This is a genomic window from Pseudomonas sp. MWU16-30322, from assembly GCF_020515535.1.
In the GTDB taxonomy this organism is placed as follows: domain Bacteria; phylum Pseudomonadota; class Gammaproteobacteria; order Pseudomonadales; family Pseudomonadaceae; genus Aquipseudomonas; species Aquipseudomonas fluorescens_H.
This window is the reverse complement of sequence record NZ_JAIWYL010000003.1, coordinates 390281-409942: the sequence shown is the minus strand read 5'-3', so window position 1 is coordinate 409942 and position 19662 is coordinate 390281. Positions and strand designations below refer to the sequence as shown.

Genomic DNA, 19662 nt, shown 5'->3' with positions numbered 1-19662 from the left:
GCGCCGTTACTCTATCTGCCCACGGAAGCCGATCGGCCCTTCGTTGGCGTAGGTATTGGTGCCACTGAGGTTTTTCCCTCCATCGCTGGAAGTGACGCTCAACGCGACCACGTCCTGATTGTCCCGACCACCGATCACCCACTTGCCGCCCGGATGCCATGGGGCATCATTGCCACCCCACTGGTTCTCGACGTTGTATTGATTCTGACCGGTGCGCTGCGCCTTGAAGCCAATCGGGCCTTCGCCGGCGTAAGTCATGGTGCCGGTGAAGCTTTTGCCGCCATCGCCCGACTTGATCTCGATGGCGACAACTTTCTGGTTGTCCCGCCCGCCCAACACCCAGGTTCCACCCGGATGCCACGGTGCCGAACTGCCGCCCCATTGATTTGCCACTGCATATTTAGACATGAACCTCATCTCCTTGAAGTTTCGGGAGACCTGCCCGAGGTTGACGGCAGGCCGTGCAACCGTGCGTTTCCGATCGCACGCCTGAGAGCCTAGTAGGGCTTGTCGAATGGCATCCGGCCAGCAGACCAGCGGTCAAAAAGCCTGCCGCCATCCGGCGAAACGAATCACAGCTGCTAGAGTTCTCGGAGTTGCCTATTTCGCCGCTGGAGCCCGTCACGGCATGAGTGAGTCACGCCCCCAACCCTCCCTGCGCGCGCCGATCCCGACGCAAACGCGCCTGTCGTTCTGCGAAGCCACCCCGCGCGACCTCAAGCGCTGGATCGCCGGCCTGCCCAAGGCCAACATCGGCGAAACCGCTCGCCAGTTGTACCAGGGCCTGGGCGAACTCAACCAATTGCTTACCCCCAGCGACAATCGCCTGCACCTCCTGGAGCTGCTGCGCCCCGAGGTGTATTTCGTTTGTCAGCATCTGGAGCGGCACTTCCTGCATCAGGCGATCATGCTCGATGACCGTTCGCGCAAGATCAGCAATCTGTGCCAGGCGCTGCAAAGTCAGCTGGCCATCGGCTACAAGCAGATCGTTCTGCGCATTGCGCCTAAGTACACCAAGGATCGTGCGGCGCTGGTCAGTCAGGCCCTGCAACGGGCCGCCCATGCACTCAAGGGGCAACTGCTGCGGGCGACGCAGCTGTATAGCCCGGCACCGGAACATCTGTGGTTCGAGCTGCATCAGCTGTATCGCTGCGCCTGCGCATTGCAGTTGCATCAGCGCCGGGTGCCCGACGATCTGGCGAGCCTGAGCAGCGAACTGAGCCTGGAACAGACCTATATCGCCGCGTTGCTGCTGGGCAGCGCCCGTTGCAATCAATTGCGTCAGAACCAGATCGCCCGACTGGGCGAAGTGCTGGAACCGTGGAGCGCCCTGCTCAAGCTGCATCCCGGCAGGCCGGACGATGGAATGTTCGCCATCAGCGCCGAACTGGACGCCGGTCCGCGTTACCGCAGCATGTTTCGCAAAGAACAACAGGGCGCACTGCAGGGCTTTGATCCGCAACCGCTGGTGAACGTGATCGAAGCGCATTTACTGCAGCAAGAGACGTCGGTGCCGCTGCCCGTCCCGGCAGGACTAAGCCTCGATACCCTGCAGCATTTGCACGCGAGTTGGGGACATACCGCCGAGCGCAGCTTTCAGCGCACCATCGGTCAGGGCAGCCTGAGCGTGTGCGTCGGCATGAGCGCCCTGCACTTTTATCTGGGCGGCGAGCGCACTTTCAGCGAACTGCTGAAACATCCCGGCGCCCGCGCGGCGAACTTCAGCCGCGCCGTGGTTCAGGGCGAAAAGGACAGCTGGAGCCAGGCCTTCGACGCCGCCCCGCTGAGCGCGGCTGAGGAATTGCTGCCGTACGAGGAAATCCAGTACGAGCACTTGGGCGACGATGAAAGCAACGCAAGCAGCACTCCACACTACCCGACTTACACGTTAGCGGTGATCAACCACAGTCCCGGCGGCTATTGCCTGATGTGGCCGAGTGACGTGCCCGCCGAGTTGCAGGCCGGGGAAATGGTCGGTATTCAGGACAGCTCGAATCAGGGCTGGAGCATTGCGGTGGTGCGCTGGATTCGTCAGGTACGCGGCAGCGGGCCGCAAATGGGCATCGAGCTGGTGGCGCCACACGCCGAACCCTGTGGCTTGCAACTGGTGCGTTCGCGAGACGATCACAGCCACTATTTGCGCGGCCTGTTGCTGCCCGAGATCAGCGCCATCGACCTGCCCGCGACCTTGCTCGCCCCGCGCCTGCCGTTTCAGGAAGGCAATAAAGTGCTGATCAACACCCACGGCGAAGAACACCGCGCCGGACTGGATCGACGGGTGGCGAGTACCCACAGTTTCAATCAGTTTGCCTATCGCTCGCTGGAAGCCGCGCAGAATGGCGGGGGCGAGGAGAATTTCGACTCGTTGTGGAAATCGCTTTGAAGCTTTAAAGAAACTGTGGCGAGGGAGCTTGCTCCCGCTGGACTGCGCAGCAGTCCCACTCTCTTGAGTTAAAGAGCGGGGCCGCTTCGCGCCCCAGCGGGAGCAAGCTCCCTCGCCACAGGGGGCCGTTTCAGGCTCAGAGTTGCCCGTCGCGATCGCGGAAGCCCAGCAGATACAGCACGCCATCCAGCCCAAGGGTGGAAATCGCCTGCTTGGCCGACTGCTTGACCAGCGGCTTGGCGCGGAACGCTACACCCAGGCCGGCAATCGCCAGCATTGGCAGGTCATTCGCGCCATCGCCGACAGCGATGGTCTGCTCCAGACACAAGCCTTCCTTGTGCGCCAGTTCCTTCAGCAGATCTGCTTTACGCTGCGCATCGACAATCGGCTCGATGGCCACGCCGGTGCACTTGCCGTCGACCACTTCCAGTTCGTTGGCGAACACGTAGTCGATGCCGAGTTTGGCCTGCAACTGCTTGGCGAAGTAAGTGAAGCCGCCGGACAGGATCGCGGTCTTGTAGCCCAGGCGCTTGAGTTCGGCGAACAGGGTTTCCGCGCCTTCGGTCAGGCGTAGCGAAGCACCGATCGAGTCCAGCACGCTGACATCCAGGCCCTTGAGCAGCGCCAGGCGCTCCTTGAAGCTGGCGCGGAAATCCAGTTCGCCGGCCATCGCGCGCTCGGTGATGGCCGAGACTTGCTCACCCACGCCGGCAGCCTTGGCCAGTTCGTCGATGACTTCGGCTTCGATCAGGGTCGAGTCCATGTCGAACACCGCCAGACGCCGGTTGCGACGGAACAGCGAATCTTCCTGGAAGGCGATGTCGACATTCAGTTCCTGAGCAACGCTGAGAAATTCGGCACGCAGGGCCTGCGGATCAGCCGCTTCGCCACGCACGGAGAACTCGATGCAGCCCTTGCCCTTGTCGGCCGGCGTGTCCAGTGGCATGCGACCCGACAAACGGTCGATATGATCGATATTCAAACCATATTTGGCAGTGATCGAACTGACAGCCTGCAACTGACCGGCGGTCACTTTACGGGTCAACAGGGTGACGATGTGGCGTTTTTTGCCCTGATTGCCCACCCACTGCTGGTAATCCTCTTCGGACACCGGGGTGAAGCGCACCTGCTGCTCAAGCTCGTAGCCCTTGAACAGAATGTCCTTGAGCACGGCTTTGCCTTGCTCGGAGTCGGGAATTTCAACCAGGATGCCGAACGACAGGGTGTCGTGGATCACCGCCTGACCGATGTCGAGAATGTTCACACCACCCTGGGCCAGAACGCCGGTAATGGCCGCAGTCAGACCCGGACGGTCGACTCCCGTGATGTTAATCAGGACGATTTCGCGCAACGCGCACCCCCGCAACTGGAAAAAAACCGCATTCTACCCACTTTCAGTGACCATCGGGCACCGCGAGCGCTTTGCCGGTCTAGGGCCTGTCGCTATACTGCGCGTCAACTTCACGGACAAAAGAGCCGAGCTCAGTGAACCGGCCCACGCCAGTTAAAACCGATAACTTCTTCCTGCTGATCTTCCGTGCACTGCGCCACCGCCGTGTGCCGATTGCATTGCGCATTGCCAGCCATAACGTGATCCTGGTCGCTCTGGCCCTGGTGATCTATGCCGGGGTGATGGGCTTGCAGTTCAAGCAGGCCATGCACGAGCAGGCCGATGCGCTGGGCGAAAGCCTGACCACGCAGACCGCCACCTCTGCCACTGAACTGTTGGTGTCCAACGACATCCTCAGCCTCAACGTGCTGCTCAACAACCTGACCAAAAACAAGCTGGTGGCACACGCCGCTATCTATAGCGTGGACAACCGCATCCTCGCCGAATCCGGTCAGCGCCCCAAGCACAGCCTGCTGGGCGAAGCCGAGGGCATGTACGAGAGCAAGATCACCTTCCAGGACGTGACCGCCGGGCAACTGCGCATCAGCCTGGACATGGATCAGTTCCAGCAGCCGATGACCATCAGCCTGCAAAGCATGGGTATTCTCAGCGCGATTCTGCTGGCCCTGTCGCTGGCCCTGAGCCTGCGCATGGGTCGCTACCTGTCGACGCCGCTGCTGCAATTGCGCGTCTGGCTGCGCAATATCGACGAATACACCCCGGCCACCGAGCGTCAGGACGAGATCGGTGATCTGGCGCGTCAGCTGCACGCCAACTTCGCTCCGGAACCTGCGCCAAAACCAGAGCCCGAGCCGGAACCCGAGTTCGAAGAAGATGAGCCAGAGTTCGAAGTGCGCAATCTGCGTGACCCGAGCTTTGACGAAACCCGCCCGATGGCCGCGCAAAAGCCTGCGCCGCGCCACGTGGTCAGCACCGTTGAAGACGATGATGACGACGAAGACCCGTTTGCCGATCTGCGCGACGAGTCGCTGACCGAAGCCGCTCCAGCGGCCCCGCGTCAGGCAACCCCGAGCGTGCCGCAACACAGCGCGGTGCTGGCGATCCAGTTGGGTTCGCAAGAGCAACTGCGGCGCCTGCCGCGTGCCCGCCTGGAAGAGTTGCTGGAGCGCTACCGCGACTGCCTCGACCAGGCCGCTTCGCTGTATCAGGGCGAAATCGAAACCCTGAACGATGGCAGCACACTGATGCTGTTCCACACCGAAGACAGCGGTGATGACTACCTGACCAACGCCATCTGCTGCGGCGAGTTGCTGCGGGCGCTGGGCCATCAGTTGCAGATCGAAGTCGCCGACAGCGGCATCACCCTGCAATTGCAACTGGGCCTGACCCTGGGCGATGACCTGTTCGGTCTGAGCCAGATCGACCTGCTGCTGACCGATTCGGCTCAGGATGCCCTGGCCCTGTCGCAACACAGCCGCAACCTGCTGCTGGTCGAGCGCAAGATCGGTGATGATGCGCTGATTCGCCAGCGTGCGCGGATCCGCCCGATCGCCAGCCCTGAGGGGGCCTGCTGTGTCGAGCGGTTGATGGAGCCTTATCCCTCGATGCTGGAGCGGCAACTGGCGCGGATGCATGAGCGCCGGGCGTAAGCCTTAGGCCAGATGCACAGAAGCCCGCAGACGAGTGATTGTCTGCGGGCTTTTTTATGGCCTGTCCGGACCTCATCGCGGGCAAGCCCGCCCCCACAGTTGATCGCGCTCCCCTGTGGGAGCGGGCTTGCTCGCGAAGGCGCCGGCACTGACGACAAAGATCTCCCCTTCCCAGACACGACAAAGCCCGCACAAGGCGGGCTTTGGGTTTGACTCGATCCAGTCTTAGAAGCGGAACACTTCCATATCGGTGCGAATCGGCGAAGCCATCGGAATCTTCGGTTGCTTATCGGCATCCGCCGCCGGCGCTGCCGGTTTCGGCGCCGCTTTACGCGGAGCTTCGGCCACTGGTGGCTGGTTGGCCAATGGCTTGAGCGCCACCGACAACTGCTCGGCCAGACGCTGCAGCAGAATGCCCTGCGCCTGAACCTGCGAAGCCGTAGTCCCGGCGTGCAGCTCTTGCAGATGAACGATGCGGTTATCGCGCACCTGACCACGACGGTCGATCAGACGCCATTGCGCATCGAGGATCGCCGGTTGTTTCTCACCGGAGTCCAGACGCGTGATGGTCAGCAATACCTGTACATCCGGGGTAAAGCCCAAAGTGGCCGGTGCCAGCACCACACGCTGGCTGTCGAGATGACCGGCCACCTGACGCATCAGCAATTGATCGATATCCGACGAAAGGCTGCCGGCCCAGCGACCGTCGGTCGAGGCTTGCAGGCTGCCGTCCGGTTGACGTTGCAGCAGGGTTTCACGTTGCAGGTAGTCGGCCACGACTACCGGACCCAACAAAACCGCCATGCCTGCGCTTTGCGCAGGCTGAACCGGACTTCCACTGTCCAGTTGATACAGCGACACCGGCTGGTGAACGCTGCAGCCCGCCAGGCCCAAAACGCCAGCGAGCAGGAAAATAAGGGGGCGCAGAGCAGTCATCATCCCGTCCAGGTGGCCGCCACAAGGCTGACCACAGTGAAAATACTCAATAAATATGAAGAACGCTCGGCCACGCCGGCGTTTGGAAAGGCCATATCATCCGTGAATATGCGTTCCGACTCCAGCGCCAAAGCGTCGATCTACGCGTTAAATCGCAGATCGAGCTCTCTAGGAGGGCGTTCTCGCCTAATTGAGGTTTTCGACGAGCAGCGCATCTACTCGCTGGAAGCCACGTGGCAGCTTATTGCCACGACGTCCGCGTTCACCCTTGTAGTGTTCGAGGTCGTCGGCCTTCAGCGACAGAGTCCGCTTGCCGGCCTGCAGCACCAAGGTGGCGCCTTCCGGAAGCACGGCGATGTCCGTGACATATTCTTCGCGACTGGCCACGCGCTCACCGGAAATCCCGATGATCTTGTTACCTTTGCCCTTGCCCAGCTGTGGCAGATCGCTGATTTTGAAAATCAGCAGACGCCCTTCGGTCGTGACCGAGGCCAGCCAGTTCTGTTCACGATCGGCGACCGGACGCGGCGCGATGACTTTGGCGTTATTCGGCAGGCTCAACAAAGCTTTACCAGCCTTGTTCTTGGCTTGCAGGTCTTCGCCTTTGACCACGAAACCGTAACCGGCGTCGGAGGCGATCACGTACAGCGCATCGTCTTCCGGCATCAGCACGCATTCGAAGGTCGCGCCCGGTGGCGGGGTCAGGCGGCCGGTCAACGGCTCGCCCTGGCCCCGAGCCGATGGCAAGGTGTGCGCGGCCACCGAGTAACTGCGGCCGGTGGAGTCGATAAACACCGCAAACTGGTTGGAACGCCCCGCCGCCGAGGTCTTGAAGCCGTCGCCAGCCTTGTACGACAGACCGGTGGCGTCGATGTCATGCCCCTTGGCCGAGCGAATCCAGCCTTTTTCCGACAGGACAACGGTGACTTTCTCGTTCGGCAGCAGATCGTGCTCGGTCAGCGCTTTGGCTTCAGCGCGCTCGACGATTGGCGAACGACGATCATCGCCATAGGTTTCCGCGTCTTTCAGAAGCTCGGTGCGCACCAGCTTCTTCAGCTTGGCTTCGCTGCCCAGCAGGGCTTGCAGCTTGGCCTGTTCCTTGAGCAGTTCGTCCTGCTCGTCGCGCAGTTTCATCTCTTCCAGTCGCGCCAACTGCCGCAGACGGGTGTCGAGGATGTAGTCAGCCTGAATCTCGCTGAGGGCGAAACGCTCGATCAGCTTGGCTTTCGGGTGTTCCTCGGTGCGGATGATGTGGATCACTTCATCCAGATTGAGGTAGGCGATCAACAAACCGTCCAACAGGTGCAGACGACGTTCGACCTTGTCGAGGCGGAATTGCAGGCGGCGACGCACAGTCAGCACGCGGAACTCCAGCCATTCGACCAGCAACGCACGCAGGTTTTTCAGCTGCGGTTTGCCGTCCAGACCGATGATGTTGACGTTGACCCGGTAGGTCGACTCCAGCTCGGTGCTGGCGAACAGGTGCTGCATCAGTGCTTCATGATCGACGCGGCTGTTGACCGGAATGATCACGATACGGCACGGGTTTTCGTGGTCGGATTCGTCACGCAGGTCGGCGATCTGCGGCGCTTTCGACGGTTTGGCCTGCATCAGCGCGGCGATCTGCTCCAGCACTTTGGCCCCGGAGACCTGGTGCGGCAGCGCGGTGACGATGATGTCGCCGTCCTCGACGTGGTACACGGCGCGCATGCGCACCGAGCCCTTGCCGGTTTCGTACATTTTCAGCAGGTCGGCGCGCGGGGTGATGATTTCCGCTTCGGTCGGATAGTCCGGGCCTTGAATGTGCTCGCAGAGCTGTTCGACCGTGGCCTTCGGCTCATCGAGCAGACGCACGCAAGCGGTGGCGACTTCGCGCAGGTTGTGCGGCGGTACATCGGTGGCCATACCGACAGCGATGCCGGTGGTACCGTTGAGCAGGATGTTCGGCAAACGTGCCGGCAACACCAGCGGTTCCTGCAGGGTGCCGTCGAAGTTCGGCCCCCAGTCAGCGGTGCCCTGGCCCAATTCGCTGAGCAGCACTTCGGAATAACGCGACAGACGGGCTTCGGTGTAACGCATGGCCGCGAAGGACTTCGGATCGTCCGGCGCACCCCAGTTGCCCTGGCCGTCGACCAGCGTGTAGCGATAGCTGAACGGCTGGGCCATCAGCACCATCGCTTCGTAGCACGCCGAATCGCCGTGCGGGTGGAACTTGCCGAGCACGTCACCGACGGTACGCGCCGATTTCTTGTGCTTGGAATCGGCGTCCAGCCCCAGTTCGCTCATGGCGTAGACGATACGCCGCTGTACCGGTTTCAGGCCGTCGCCGATATGCGGCAGAGCACGGTCCATGATCACGTACATGGAGTAGTTGAGGTAGGCATTTTCGGTGAAGTCAGCCAGCGAGCGGCGTTCTACACCGTCCAGGCTGAGATCAAGGGAGTCGCTCATGCGGGCCTCATCGGTTCGTTGTCTGGCGCAGCAGCATGGTGCCACCGCGCTGGGTAAATTCAAGTTTGTTCAGGGCGCTCATGCCGAGCAGCACCTGATCGCCATGCAGCCCCGGCGCGACCAGTGCGCGGACATCCCGCAGCACGATGTCGCCCAGTTGCAGGCGGTCGATTTTTGTACGATAGCCCTGGCTCAGGCCGTTGGCCGTGCTCAGGGTCACACCGAAACCTTCTTCCAGTTTCAAACGCTTGGCCAGATCCGCCGGGATCGCCACATCGGTCGCGCCGGTGTCGAGCATGAACTCCACCGGTTGCCCGTTGATCTGGCCGCTGGCGACAAAATGCCCTTGGGCGTTGCCGGCCAGTTGCACTTCGATCACCCCGTCATGCTGCTCGGATGTGACCACGACGTTCGGATTCTGCTGCCGTTCTTCCCACTGGCCGAAAAACCGCGTGGCCAGAAACAGCCCCGCGCACCAGGCCAGAATCATCAACACCCGACCGGCGCGCTTGCCCGGCGGTTGCTGACTCACGGCTTGGCGCTCCAGCCACCTTCAGGCGCGGCGAAACGCCAGACGATCGGCCGAACCTCACCGTCGGCCCGCGGGCCGAAATTATTGTCGACGCCGACCCACGCACCATCAGCCTCAACGATCAATGCCTCTTCCAACCCGAAGTTCTGCGAGTAACGGCGGTTGGCCTGCAACAGTTCAGCGGCGTACGACCAGCAGCGCTCGACCTTGGCAGTCTGCGCATCGCGCCGACAAATCTGGAAGGCGTTACGTTCAAGGGTAAACAATTTGCCGTTGAACAACGAAAGGTCGGAAAAGTCGCGGTCGACCGCTTTGGCGTGCGGGAACTGCGGCGGCTGCATCTCCTTGCCGCCCTCGCTGAGCAGCACGCAACGACCGTCGCAATCCCACACCGTCTGCTGACGCTTGATCAGCAGCAAGCCGCGGTTTTGCCGTTCGCCGGCCAGCCACATCTGATCGCCCGCCGGGTTGATCGCCAGACCTTCGAAGATCGCATTGAAATGCAGGAGCATGCCACTGGCCCGCGCTTCGCGAACCATCATCGGCGAAATCTTCAGCCAGTTGACCGGGCCGCTGACGGGCACCTGCAAGACCGCCGCGTGGCCCTCGCTGACAATGTAGCGATTGCCGGTGCTGTCGCAGCTGATGCCTTCGAAATCCAGGTCGCCACCGCGCACGAACGACGCGGCCCAATTGCGCGAGCGCAACCCCCACGGCAAACCGGTCTCCGGCACTGGCGGCACGTCGATGTGCAAGGCTTCGGCCTGCCAGACCTGATCGGCGGTATTGAGCCGGTAGATCTGATCGTCATCGCGGTCCGACACCGTCCACAACTCGCTGCCACACATGGCCAGTCCCGACAGGTTGCCGCCACGCATGCCTTCGACCGGATGTTCCGAAAGCACGCGCAACTCCTGCAGCGGCTCCGCCGACACGCCCATCGCACTCAGCAGCAAGGCACCCGCCAAGGCCCAGCCAAACCGCATCAGGCCAGCACCTCGGCGAGGTTGCCCTTGGATTCGAGCCAGGTCTTGCGGTCACCGGCGCGTTTCTTCGCCAGCAGCATGTCCATCATTTCCGAGGTTTCGGCGAAATCCTCGCCCAGCGTCAGTTGCACCAGACGCCGGGTGTTCGGGTCCATGGTGGTTTCACGCAGTTGCGGCGGGTTCATTTCACCCAGACCTTTGAATCGGGTGACCTGCGGTTTGCCGCGTTTCTTCTCGGCCACCAGACGGTCGAGAATCCCGTCGCGCTCGGCTTCGTCGAGGGCGTAGTAGATCTCTTTGCCGAGGTCGATGCGGTACAGCGGCGGCATCGCCACGTAGACGTGACCGGCATCCACCAGCGGGCGGAAGTGCTGGACGAACAACGCGCACAGCAGCGTGGCGATGTGCAGACCGTCGGAGTCGGCGTCGGCAAGGATGCAGATCTTGCCGTAGCGCAGCTGGCTCATGTCCGCCGCGCCCGGATCGACCCCGATCGCTACGGCGATGTTGTGCACTTCCTGGCTGGCGAGCACTTCGCTGCCGTCGACTTCCCAGGTGTTGAGGATCTTGCCGCGCAACGGCAGGATCGCCTGGAATTCCTTGTCCCGCGCTTGCTTGGCGGAACCACCGGCGGAGTCACCCTCGACCAGGAACAGCTCGGAACGCATCGGGTCCTGACCCGCGCAGTCAGCCAGTTTGCCCGGCAGCGCCGGCCCCTGGGTGACGCGCTTACGCTCGACCTTTTTGCTCGCCTTGAGGCGGCGACCGGCGTTGTTGATTGCCAGTTCGGCCAGCGCCAGACCGGTTTCCGGGTTGGCGTTGAGCCACAGACTGAACGCGTCCTTGACCACACCGGAGACAAACGCCGCCGCTTCACGGGACGACAGACGCTCTTTGGTCTGGCCGGAGAATTGCGGTTCCTGCATCTTCATCGACAGCACGAAAGCGATGCGCTCCCAGACGTCTTCCGGCGCCAGCTTCACGCCGCGCGGCAGCAGGCTGCGGAATTCGCAGAACTCGCGCATCGCATCCAGCAGGCCCTGACGCAGACCGTTGACGTGGGTACCGCCCTGCGCCGTCGGGATCAGGTTGACGTAGCTTTCCTGCACCGCGTCGCCACCTTCCGGCAGCCACAGCAGCGCCCAATCGACCGCTTCCTTGTTACCGGCCAGGCTGCCGCAGAACGGCTCGTCCGGCAGGCGTTCGAATTCGCTGACCGCGTCCACCAGATAGGAGCGCAGACCGTCTTCGTAATGCCACTCGACTTTCTCGCCGGTGCCTTTGTCTTCGAAGCTGACCAGCAGCCCCGGGCACAGCACAGCCTTGGCCTTGAGCACGTGCTTGAGGCGGCTGATGGAGAATTTCGGTGAATCGAAGTATTTCGGATCCGGCGCGAAGTACACGCTGGTCCCGGTGTTGCGCTTGCCGACGGTGCCGACGATTTCCAGTTCGGTGGCTTTGAAGCCATCGGCGAAGGTCATCTGGTATTCGTTGCCGTCACGTTTTACCCGTACCCGGACTTCGGTCGACAAGGCGTTGACCACGGAAATACCCACCCCGTGCAGACCGCCGGAGAACTGGTAGTTCTTGTTGGAAAACTTGCCGCCCGCATGCAGCTTGGTGAGGATCAGCTCGACCCCCGACACACCCTCTTCCGGGTGAATGTCGACCGGCATGCCGCGACCGTCGTCGCTGACTTCCAGCGAGTGATCGGCGTGCAGAATGACCTGCACCGATTTGGCGTGGCCGGCCAGGGCTTCGTCGACACTGTTGTCGATGACTTCCTGGGCGAGGTGGTTCGGCCGACTGGTGTCGGTGTACATGCCGGGGCGTTTACGCACCGGGTCGAGGCCCGAGAGGACTTCGATGGCGTCGGCGTTATAAGAGCTAGCGCTGGGAGTGGCCATAGGGTCTCGTCGTCAGTGATTCAATGAAAAGGGGCAAGACTTCACAGTGCGGTGAAATCGATTGCCTGATACAAATCGGCGCCAATGCCGGCAAAACTCAGCAACGCCGGCAATTGCCCGGCAAAACCCTGGAAACCATGGTCGCCGCCGGCCTGAATGCGCAGAGCACAGGCCCGGTAATACTGCTGGGCGAGGCGATAATCCAGTGTTTCATCGCCGGTCTGCAACCACACCTGATAACGCTGTGCATCCACGGGCGCCGGCACTTCCAGCTCGGCCAGGGCCGTCACATGGTCGCGGGTCAATTCCCAAGTCTCATCGGTATACAGGTTTTTCTGCGTGCCCAGGTATCCGTCGAACATCCGGTGCGGGCTGACCGCCGGGTTGACCAGCAGGGCTTTCAAGCCGTGGCGCTCAGCCAGGTGAGTCGCATAGTAGCCGCCGAGCGAGCTTCCCACCAGCAACGGCCGGCCCAGCTCGGCAATCGCCTGCTGCAACTGACCGATGGCTTGACGCGGGTGGTGATGCAGCGCCGGGACACGCAATTGGTCGCTCAAACCCAGCCGCTCCATTACCTCGACCAGCTGACAGGCCTTTTTCGAAGCCGGGGCGCTGTTGAAACCGTGGATATAGAGGATCGAACCGGACATTTGAGCTCCCTGAGTGTCGGCGAAAGATAGCGGAGTTTACAGGGAGAAAGCCCCTCACCCTAGCCCTCTCCCGGAGGGAGAGGGGACTGAATGGGGGATATTCAAGAGCTACACCGACTTGAGCGAGTTTCAGCGAATCCATAATCGACACATTCTTTCAGGTCGATGGATAACGCCAGACACCTCGGTCAGCTCCCTCTCCCTCCGGGAGAGGGCTGGGGTGAGGGGCTCTTGATCGAAATCAGTAGCCTTCGGAGCCGTAATCGACGGTGAATTCGAAGTCGGTAACGCGCTCGACGCCGGTTTCCAGCCGTCCATCCGGCAACAGCCGCAACCAGCGATATCCCGGCGCCTGCTCGCCCACCTTGAAGTCTTCACTCCCCGGTTCGAACTGAATGCAGGTCGAAGGCGAGGCCATCAGCCGAACGCCGTTGCGCTCGCGGTCGAATTCCTGATGCACATGCCCCCACAGCACTGCGCGGGCCTGCGGAAAACGATCCAGCACCGCGAAAAACGCTTCCGGGTTACGCAAGCCGATCGGCTCCGCCCACGCGCAACCGATCGGCACCGGATGATGGTGGAAACACACCAGATGATGGCGCTGCGGGGCTTCGCTCAGCGAACGTGCGAGCAGCTGCAACTGATCGTCCTGCAGATAACCCGGCACAGAACCCGGTACCGCCGAATCGAGCAAGGTCACCCGCCAGTTACCGATGTCCACCACCGATTCCAGCAATGCGCTTTGCTCCGCGGCCTCGGCCATGATTCGCGGCTCATCGTGATTGCCGGGAATCCAGCGCGCCGGCGCATTGATCTGCCGCGTCAGGTCACGAAACTGTCGATACGACTCCAGAGTGCCGTCTTGGGAAATATCCCCCGTGGCCAGCAGCAGATCAATCTGCGGCTGCTGACCCAGCGCCAGCTCGATAACCTTTTGCAGGCTTTCGCGGGTATTCATGCCCAGCAGCGTGCCGTCCGCCTCGGCGAACAGATGACTGTCGGATAACTGCACCAGCAACGCCGGATCGGCGGTGGTCAATGTGGATACGCTCGGCAAGGCGTTCTCCCAGGGCAAAAGCACGGAATCGGTTGAGTGCCGCAATTATGCTGGGGGATGACACAAAGAGGAAACCGACGAACCGGACGCAGTTCACAACTAGCGTACGACTTCGTACTCGTGCCCCAGGGCCAGACAATGGCTCAGCCATTCCCCCAGGAACAGATTGAGCTGGGCCTTTTCATCCGGCTGATGCATCGCGGCGTTCGGGTAAGGATAGATGCCGCGAAAGCGTCGTGCATGTTCAGCGCTGATTACCTCGGCCATGCGCGCGTCGTGGTAGACCTGCACTTCCAGCTGCGGCACCGGCAGCCACGGCAGACTGTGTTCCTGACGCACCTGCAAGGTGGTGGTGTACGGACAGGTCTGCAGCACTTCGAGGGCCAGCACGCCGAGCATCTGCTCGCCCTGGGTCACGGCGATGCGCCGCGCCTCGGGTTCGTTGCGCATGTCCGGCACCAGTCGCATCAGGCGCGCGTAGTTGGCCTCGCAGGCGGCTTGCAGCCCCGCGAGGTCGACTCGATAACGATCGCGCAGCTTGTTTACGACCATAACCCCCTCACTTCGGCGCGGTTCAGCGCCAGCCATTGCAAGGCGATGATGCTCGCCGCGTTGGCAATGCGTCCGTCACGGACGGCCTGCAAGGCATCTTCGAACGCCCAGACCGTGACGCGGATATCTTCTGCTTCTTCCTCCAGCCCATGCAGGCCGCCTACGCCGTCGGTGCTGCAGTGCCCCAGGTACAAATGCACGAATTCATTGCTGCCGCCCGGCGACGGAAAATACTTGGTCATCGGCCACAAGGACTTGATGTCCAGTCCAGCTTCCTCCTGCGCCTCGCGGTGAGCAACTTCTTCCGGCACTTCAGCCTTGTCGATCAGACCGGCGACCAGTTCGACCAGCCACGGGTTGTCGGTCTTGCCCATGGCGCCGACGCGAAACTGCTCGAGCAGCACCACTTCATCGCGCTGCGGATCGTAGGGCAGCAGGCACACGGCATCGTGACGCACGAAGACTTCGCGGTTGATCTCGCGACTCATGCCGCCGGCGAACAGCTCATGGCGCAGGTGCAAACGGTCGAGCTTGTAGAAGCCCTCGTAGCAGCGCTCGCGCTTTACAACATCGACGGTGGCCGGAGTGGCGTTGGCAAAATCAGTCATGAGCATCCTCTCTACTGCAAATCCGATTCGAGGTTGCTTTGGGTGACTGGCAACCTCGACTTCGCGCCATCCTAACGCGCCCGCGATGATTGATGCAGCCCCTTTACCGTCAGCGGGATGGACGGTGGAGGCGAAACCCACTCTAATTAGCTTAGTGGCGAACTGACTGCCTCGACGAGAGTCGAAGCGGATAACTTTTTGCCTTCCTCTGTTTCACAAAGGACGCCCATGTCGCTCTTCAAAATTGCCTCCGTGGCCGCCATCGCCCTGACTCTTGGCGCATGCTCGAGCCTGTTCCAGCCCAGCTACCGCACGCCGCTGGAAACCACCCGCGATGCGTCGGAAACCCTGAAACCCGGCTGTTCCGGCCCGGACTGCCCACTGGTAAACATCGATACCCTGCGCTTCCCGGCTGAGCCGGCACTGGATGGCATCATTGAAAAGCGTCTGCTGCAAATGACTCGCAGCGAGCCAAATGCGCCGGTGGCACCAACGCTGGCCGCCTATCGTGATCAGTTCCTGCGCACCGCCGACCCACACTACGGCAGCTATTTGCAGGCCAAGGTACGTGAGCAGCATGACGGCTTGGTGATCATCGAGTTGTCGAGCTACCTCGACACCGGTGGCGCTCATGACACACCGGGGCGCGGCTTCATCAACTATTCGCGTCAGCAGCACAAAGTGCTGAGCCTGTCGGACATGTTGCTGCCGGGTCAGGAAGAAATGTTCTGGAAAGCCGCACAGGTAGTGCACAACAGCTGGCTGATCAACACCAGGCTCGATCAGGAACCGGAGTTCGTGAGGAATTGGCCATTCGTGAAAACCCCGAACGTGGCCCTGACAACCGGCGGCGTGGTGCTCAAGTACAACGTGAGCACCATCGCGCCTTACGCGCTGGGCCTGATCGAAATGACGATCCCTTACTCGCGCCTGAACGGCATCCTCAAGCCCGAGCTGTTTCCGGGCCGTAGCTGAAGGCTCGGCCGAGCACCAGCTGTAGCAGCCCTGCCAGCACCAGCGCCGGCAGGGTCGCGCCGACATCCGGATACAGATTCGCCAGCAAGTGGTAGGTGCTGATACCGCCCAGCCACGCCAACAGCGCCGGCCAGCGCAACGCGGCCGCAGCGACCTGGCCCCGGCGCTTGCGCAGGATGAAGTGATCGACCAGCACCACGCCGAACAGCGGCGCGAACACCGAGCCGATCAGCAGCAGGAAGTTCTGGTACTGCGCCAGTGGCGCCAGCAGCGCGATCAGGGTGCAGAGCACGCCGATGGCCAAGGCCAGATGCTCGACTTTCAAACGCAACAGAATCCCGCTCGACACCGCCGCCGAGTGAATGTCGGCGAAGGCGTTTTCCGACTCGTCCAACAGAATCAGCAACAGCGGAATCCCCAGGCCAGCACCGGCCAAAGCCAACAGCAACGCGTTGACTTCACCGCTCGGCGCGAACGCCAGGGTGTAGGCCACGCCGAGGCTCATCAACCAGAAATTGCCGATGAAGAATCCGATGGCGGTGCCGCCAAATACGTTCTTTGCACGCTTGCCGAAACGCGAGTAATCGGCGATCAGCGGCAGCCACGACAACGGCATCGCGATGGCAATGTCGAAGCCAACGGCGAACGGCATCGAACCGTCCCCGGCACGCGCCCAGAGTGCCGCCAGATCAGCCTTGGCAAACAGGTTCCAGGTCAGCCAGATGCAGGCCGCGAGGATCAGCCAGATACCCCATTTGCGCAGGATCTTGCGCACGAACGTCAGCGGCCCGCTGACGGCGAGCAGGGTCGCCAGCGCACCAAAGCACAAGGTCCAGAGCATCGGACTGGCCCACAGCGAACCTTCGCTGAACGCACGGGTGCCAAGCAGACTGGCCGCATCACGCATGACGATGATTTCAAACGACCCCCAACCGATCAGTTGCAGCAGGTTGAGCAGCGCCGGCAGGCCCGCGCCTTTGCTGCCGAGGCTGAGTTTCAGCGCGGCCATCGACGACAGGCCGGTGTCGCTGCCGATCACGCCTACGGCCGCCAGCAGCAGCACGCCGACCAGGGTGCCGAGGAAGATCGCCAGCAGTGAACCGGACAGGCCGAGACCGGGCGCGAGCAAGGCGCCGGTCTGCAACACCATCAGGCCGATGCCGAGGGAAAACCACAGGGAAAACAGATCGCGAGCGCCGAATACCCGCTTGTCGGCGGGTACGGCGAGGTCGGGGGAATAAGTGCTGGGTTGAATGCTCAAGGGTGTTATCTCGGAGGAGTATTTGTGTCATTGAGATCCTTGGCGCCTGTTCTGACGCCTTCGCGAGCAAGCCCGCTCCCACACTGGATCTCCCGTGAACACAAGTTTTGTGAACAACTGGATTCAAATGTGGGAGCGGGCTTGCTCGCGAAGAGGCCAGCACAGACACCGCAGACTTCAGGTCAGATCAAACCTTCTTGTACAGCTGACTGCCTTCCTTCTTGAACCGCTCGGCCTGTTCCGCGAGGCCTTGGGCGACATCCACGTCGACCGCGTCGATCCGCTGGTTGGCCGCGTACTCGCGGACTTCCTGAGTGATCTTCATCGAGCAGAATTTCGGCCCGCACATCGAACAGAAGTGCGCGACCTTGGCCGAGTCCTTCGGCAGGGTTTCATCGTGATACGAACGGGCAGTGTCCGGGTCCAGACCGAGGTTGAACTGGTCTTCCCATCGGAATTCGAAACGCGCCTTGCTCAAGGCGTTGTCACGAATCTGCGCGCCCGGGTGGCCCTTGGCAAGGTCGGCGGCATGGGCGGCGATCTTGTAGGTGATGATCCCGGTTTTCACGTCATCCTTGTTCGGCAGGCCGAGGTGTTCCTTCGGCGTCACGTAGCAGAGCATGGCGCAACCGAACCAGCCGATCATCGCCGCACCGATACCCGAGGTGATGTGGTCGTAACCCGGAGCGATGTCGGTGGTCAGCGGGCCGAGGGTGTAGAACGGCGCCTCGTCGCAGCACTCCAGCTGCTTGTCCATGTTCTCTTTGATCAACTGCATCGGCACGTGGCCAGGGCCTTCGATCATGCACTGCACGTCGTGTTTCCAGGCGATCTTGGTCAGCTCGCCGAGGGTCTCCAGTTCGCCGAATTGCGCTTCGTCGTTGGCGTCGGCAATCGAGCCCGGACGCAGGCCATCGCCCAGCGAGAAGCTGACGTCGTAGGCCTTCATGATTTCGCAGATTTCGTCGAAGTGGGTGTAGAGGAAGTTCTCTTTGTGGTGCGCCAGGCACCACTTGGCCATGATCGAACCACCACGGGAAACGATGCCGGTCACACGCTTGGCGGTCAGCGGCACGTAGCGCAACAGCACGCCGGCGTGGATGGTGAAGTAGTCGACGCCCTGCTCGGCCTGTTCGATCAGCGTGTCGCGGAACAGCTCCCAGGTCAGGTCTTCAGCGACGCCGTTGACCTTCTCCAGCGCCTGATAGATCGGCACGGTACCGATCGGCACCGGCGAGTTGCGGATGATCCACTCGCGGGTTTCGTGGATGTGTTTGCCGGTGGACAAGTCCATCACGGTGTCCGAACCCCAGCGAATGCCCCAGGTCAGTTTCGCCACTTCTTCTTCGATGGACGAACCCAGCGCGCTGTTGCCGATGTTGCCGTTGATCTTCACCAGGAAGTTACGGCCGATGATCATCGGTTCCAGCTCGACGTGGTTGATGTTGGCCGGAATGATCGCGCGGCCACGGGCGATTTCTTCACGGACGAATTCAGCGGTGATTTCTTTCGGGATGCTCGCACCGAAGCTGTGACCGGCGTGTTGCTGGGTCAACAGGCCGGCAGCGCGGGCCTCTTGCAGCTTCATGTTTTCGCGGATGGCGACGTATTCCATCTCGGCGGTGATGATGCCTTTGCGCGCGTAGTGCATCTGGCTGACGTTGGCCCCGGCCTTGGCCCGGCGCGGGTTGTTGACGTGAGCGAAACGCAGTTTGGTCAGCTCCGGGTCAGCGAGACGCTCCTGACCGAAGTTCGAGCTCAAGCCTGGCAGACGCTCGGTGTCGCCACGGTCGTCGATCCACGCCGAACGCACGTCGCCCAGACCTTTGCGCACATCGATCACCACGTTCGGATCGGTGTACGGGCCCGAGGTGTCATACACGGTGACCGGCGCGTTGATTTCGCCGCCGAAGTCAGTCGGGGTCACATCCAGGGTGATTTCGCGCATCGGCACGCGGATGTCCGGGCGCGAGCCCTGAACGTAGACTTTCTGCGAACGAGTGAAGGGTTGAACGGACTGTTCATCGACCTTGGCCGAGTCACTCAGGTTGATCGCGTTTTTTGATTTTGTCGTCATCACGGGCTCTCCAGACAGCATCCAGCAGTGGATTGTCGGAGCAGAACCTGAAAGGCACGGACGCACCAGGACTGGTGCTGTGCATCGTCGTCGAGCGTTCGATTGTCGAACAATTTCCCGGACGAAGCACAAGAGGACTCGCCGGGTGACGAGAAATCTTGTTCCCTACGCAGGCGCTAACCTGATCAGGTTCAACGGGATCCGAAATTATTCGATCTCAGCCTCATAGCAAGGCACCCCGACAAGAACCCGGCCAGTCTAGACACAACCGGCAAAGAACGCCAACA

Annotated in this window: 16 protein-coding genes and 1 riboswitch; of the genes, 3 read left to right on the top strand and 13 right to left on the bottom strand. The window is 61.6% G+C overall.

From position 1 onward, the window contains the following. Positions 1-6: 6 nt before the first annotated feature. Positions 7-408 carry a hypothetical protein gene (locus LCH64_RS07655; protein WP_003221082.1) on the bottom strand — a complete coding sequence of 134 codons (402 nt, stop codon included), beginning with the start codon at positions 406-408 and terminating at the stop codon, positions 7-9. Between the two features lie 220 nt (positions 409-628). Here LCH64_RS07655 and LCH64_RS07650 point away from each other — a divergent pair, with 220 nt between their 5' ends. Then, the gene (locus LCH64_RS07650; protein ID WP_226499893.1) at positions 629-2383 is read left to right on the top strand and encodes a molecular chaperone; all 1755 of its coding nucleotides are present in this window, start codon (positions 629-631) and stop codon (positions 2381-2383) included. A 136-nt stretch (positions 2384-2519) separates the two neighbouring features. Here LCH64_RS07650 and serB read toward each other — a convergent pair whose 3' ends face one another. Continuing rightward, entirely contained in the window at positions 2520-3734 is a 1215-nt protein-coding gene (gene serB, locus LCH64_RS07645; protein WP_003221079.1) for a phosphoserine phosphatase SerB, read from the bottom strand. A 134-nt stretch (positions 3735-3868) separates the two neighbouring features. Between serB and LCH64_RS07640 the strand changes: the two genes are divergently transcribed. Continuing rightward, positions 3869-5383: an AhpA/YtjB family protein gene (locus LCH64_RS07640; protein ID WP_226499892.1), complete on the top strand. Its 1515-nt coding sequence runs from the start codon at positions 3869-3871 to the stop codon at positions 5381-5383. Between the two features lie 225 nt (positions 5384-5608). Here LCH64_RS07640 and LCH64_RS07635 read toward each other — a convergent pair whose 3' ends face one another. The 9 genes from LCH64_RS07635 to LCH64_RS07595 form a co-directional block, all read right to left on the bottom strand. Then, the gene (locus tag LCH64_RS07635; RefSeq protein WP_003221076.1) at positions 5609-6319 is read right to left on the bottom strand and encodes an ABC-type transport auxiliary lipoprotein family protein; all 711 of its coding nucleotides are present in this window, start codon (positions 6317-6319) and stop codon (positions 5609-5611) included. A gap of 186 nt (positions 6320-6505) precedes the next feature. Further along, complete coding sequence (gene parC / locus LCH64_RS07630) at positions 6506-8770, bottom strand: DNA topoisomerase IV subunit A (protein WP_003221074.1); 2265 nt, start codon at positions 8768-8770, stop codon at positions 6506-6508. A 7-nt stretch (positions 8771-8777) separates the two neighbouring features. After that, positions 8778-9302 (bottom strand): TIGR02281 family clan AA aspartic protease, encoded by a 525-nt coding sequence (locus tag LCH64_RS07625; RefSeq protein WP_226499891.1) that lies wholly within the window; start codon positions 9300-9302, stop codon positions 8778-8780. Then, positions 9299-10288 (bottom strand): esterase-like activity of phytase family protein, encoded by a 990-nt coding sequence (locus LCH64_RS07620; RefSeq protein ID WP_226499890.1) that lies wholly within the window; start codon positions 10286-10288, stop codon positions 9299-9301. The genes LCH64_RS07625 and LCH64_RS07620 overlap by 4 nt, the downstream gene beginning before the upstream one ends. Beyond that, a complete protein-coding gene (gene parE / locus LCH64_RS07615) occupies positions 10288-12195 on the bottom strand; it encodes a DNA topoisomerase IV subunit B (RefSeq protein ID WP_083367189.1) in 1908 nt (635 codons plus the stop codon). Before parE ends, LCH64_RS07620 begins: the two co-directional genes overlap by 1 nt. 41 nt (positions 12196-12236) lie before the next feature. Next, positions 12237-12845, bottom strand: coding sequence for a YqiA/YcfP family alpha/beta fold hydrolase (locus LCH64_RS07610; protein ID WP_226499889.1), 609 nt, complete (start codon positions 12843-12845; stop codon positions 12237-12239). 241 nt (positions 12846-13086) lie between these two features. Next, entirely contained in the window at positions 13087-13902 is an 816-nt protein-coding gene (cpdA, locus tag LCH64_RS07605) for a 3',5'-cyclic-AMP phosphodiesterase (RefSeq protein ID WP_226499888.1), read from the bottom strand. 99 nt (positions 13903-14001) lie between these two features. Next, on the bottom strand, positions 14002-14454 hold the full coding sequence (locus tag LCH64_RS07600; protein WP_003221062.1) for a DUF1249 domain-containing protein: 453 nt from the start codon (positions 14452-14454) through the stop codon (positions 14002-14004). Beyond that, on the bottom strand, positions 14445-15062 hold the full coding sequence (locus tag LCH64_RS07595; RefSeq protein ID WP_103485530.1) for an NUDIX domain-containing protein: 618 nt from the start codon (positions 15060-15062) through the stop codon (positions 14445-14447). The genes LCH64_RS07600 and LCH64_RS07595 overlap by 10 nt, the downstream gene beginning before the upstream one ends. Positions 15063-15290: 228 nt before the next feature. Here LCH64_RS07595 and LCH64_RS07590 point away from each other — a divergent pair, with 228 nt between their 5' ends. Beyond that, positions 15291-16037, top strand: a complete 747-nt coding sequence (locus LCH64_RS07590; protein ID WP_226499887.1) for an RsiV family protein — start codon at positions 15291-15293, stop codon at positions 16035-16037. Here the strand turns inward: LCH64_RS07590 and cytX are convergent. Beyond that, positions 16006-17298: a putative hydroxymethylpyrimidine transporter CytX gene (gene cytX / locus LCH64_RS07585; RefSeq protein ID WP_226499886.1), complete on the bottom strand. Its 1293-nt coding sequence runs from the start codon at positions 17296-17298 to the stop codon at positions 16006-16008. The genes LCH64_RS07590 and cytX overlap by 32 nt on opposite strands. A gap of 187 nt (positions 17299-17485) precedes the next feature. Next, entirely contained in the window at positions 17486-19375 is a 1890-nt protein-coding gene (gene thiC, locus LCH64_RS07580) for a phosphomethylpyrimidine synthase ThiC (protein ID WP_003221055.1), read from the bottom strand. 145 nt (positions 19376-19520) lie between these two features. Then, positions 19521-19626, bottom strand: a riboswitch (TPP riboswitch). Positions 19627-19662 lie beyond the last annotated feature (36 nt).

Bases quoted from the DNA above. Each gene is read 5' to 3' on its own strand.
- LCH64_RS07600 (WP_003221062.1), bottom strand. From the start codon at position 14,454: ATGGTCGTAAACAAGCTGCGCGATCGTTATCGAGTCGACCTCGCGGGG.
- LCH64_RS07650 (WP_226499893.1), top strand. From the start codon at position 629: ATGAGTGAGTCACGCCCCCAACCCTCCCTGCGCGCGCCGATCCCGACG.
- LCH64_RS07620 (WP_226499890.1), bottom strand. From the start codon at position 10,288: ATGCGGTTTGGCTGGGCCTTGGCGGGTGCCTTGCTGCTGAGTGCGATG.
- LCH64_RS07595 (WP_103485530.1), bottom strand. From the start codon at position 15,062: ATGACTGATTTTGCCAACGCCACTCCGGCCACCGTCGATGTTGTAAAG.
- parE (WP_083367189.1), bottom strand. From the start codon at position 12,195: ATGGCCACTCCCAGCGCTAGCTCTTATAACGCCGACGCCATCGAAGTC.
- LCH64_RS07635 (WP_003221076.1), bottom strand. From the start codon at position 6,319: ATGACTGCTCTGCGCCCCCTTATTTTCCTGCTCGCTGGCGTTTTGGGC.
- LCH64_RS07655 (WP_003221082.1), bottom strand. From the start codon at position 408: ATGTCTAAATATGCAGTGGCAAATCAATGGGGCGGCAGTTCGGCACCG.
- LCH64_RS07610 (WP_226499889.1), bottom strand. From the start codon at position 12,845: ATGTCCGGTTCGATCCTCTATATCCACGGTTTCAACAGCGCCCCGGCT.
- LCH64_RS07590 (WP_226499887.1), top strand. From the start codon at position 15,291: ATGTCGCTCTTCAAAATTGCCTCCGTGGCCGCCATCGCCCTGACTCTT.
- thiC (WP_003221055.1), bottom strand. From the start codon at position 19,375: ATGACGACAAAATCAAAAAACGCGATCAACCTGAGTGACTCGGCCAAG.
- parC (WP_003221074.1), bottom strand. From the start codon at position 8,770: ATGAGCGACTCCCTTGATCTCAGCCTGGACGGTGTAGAACGCCGCTCG.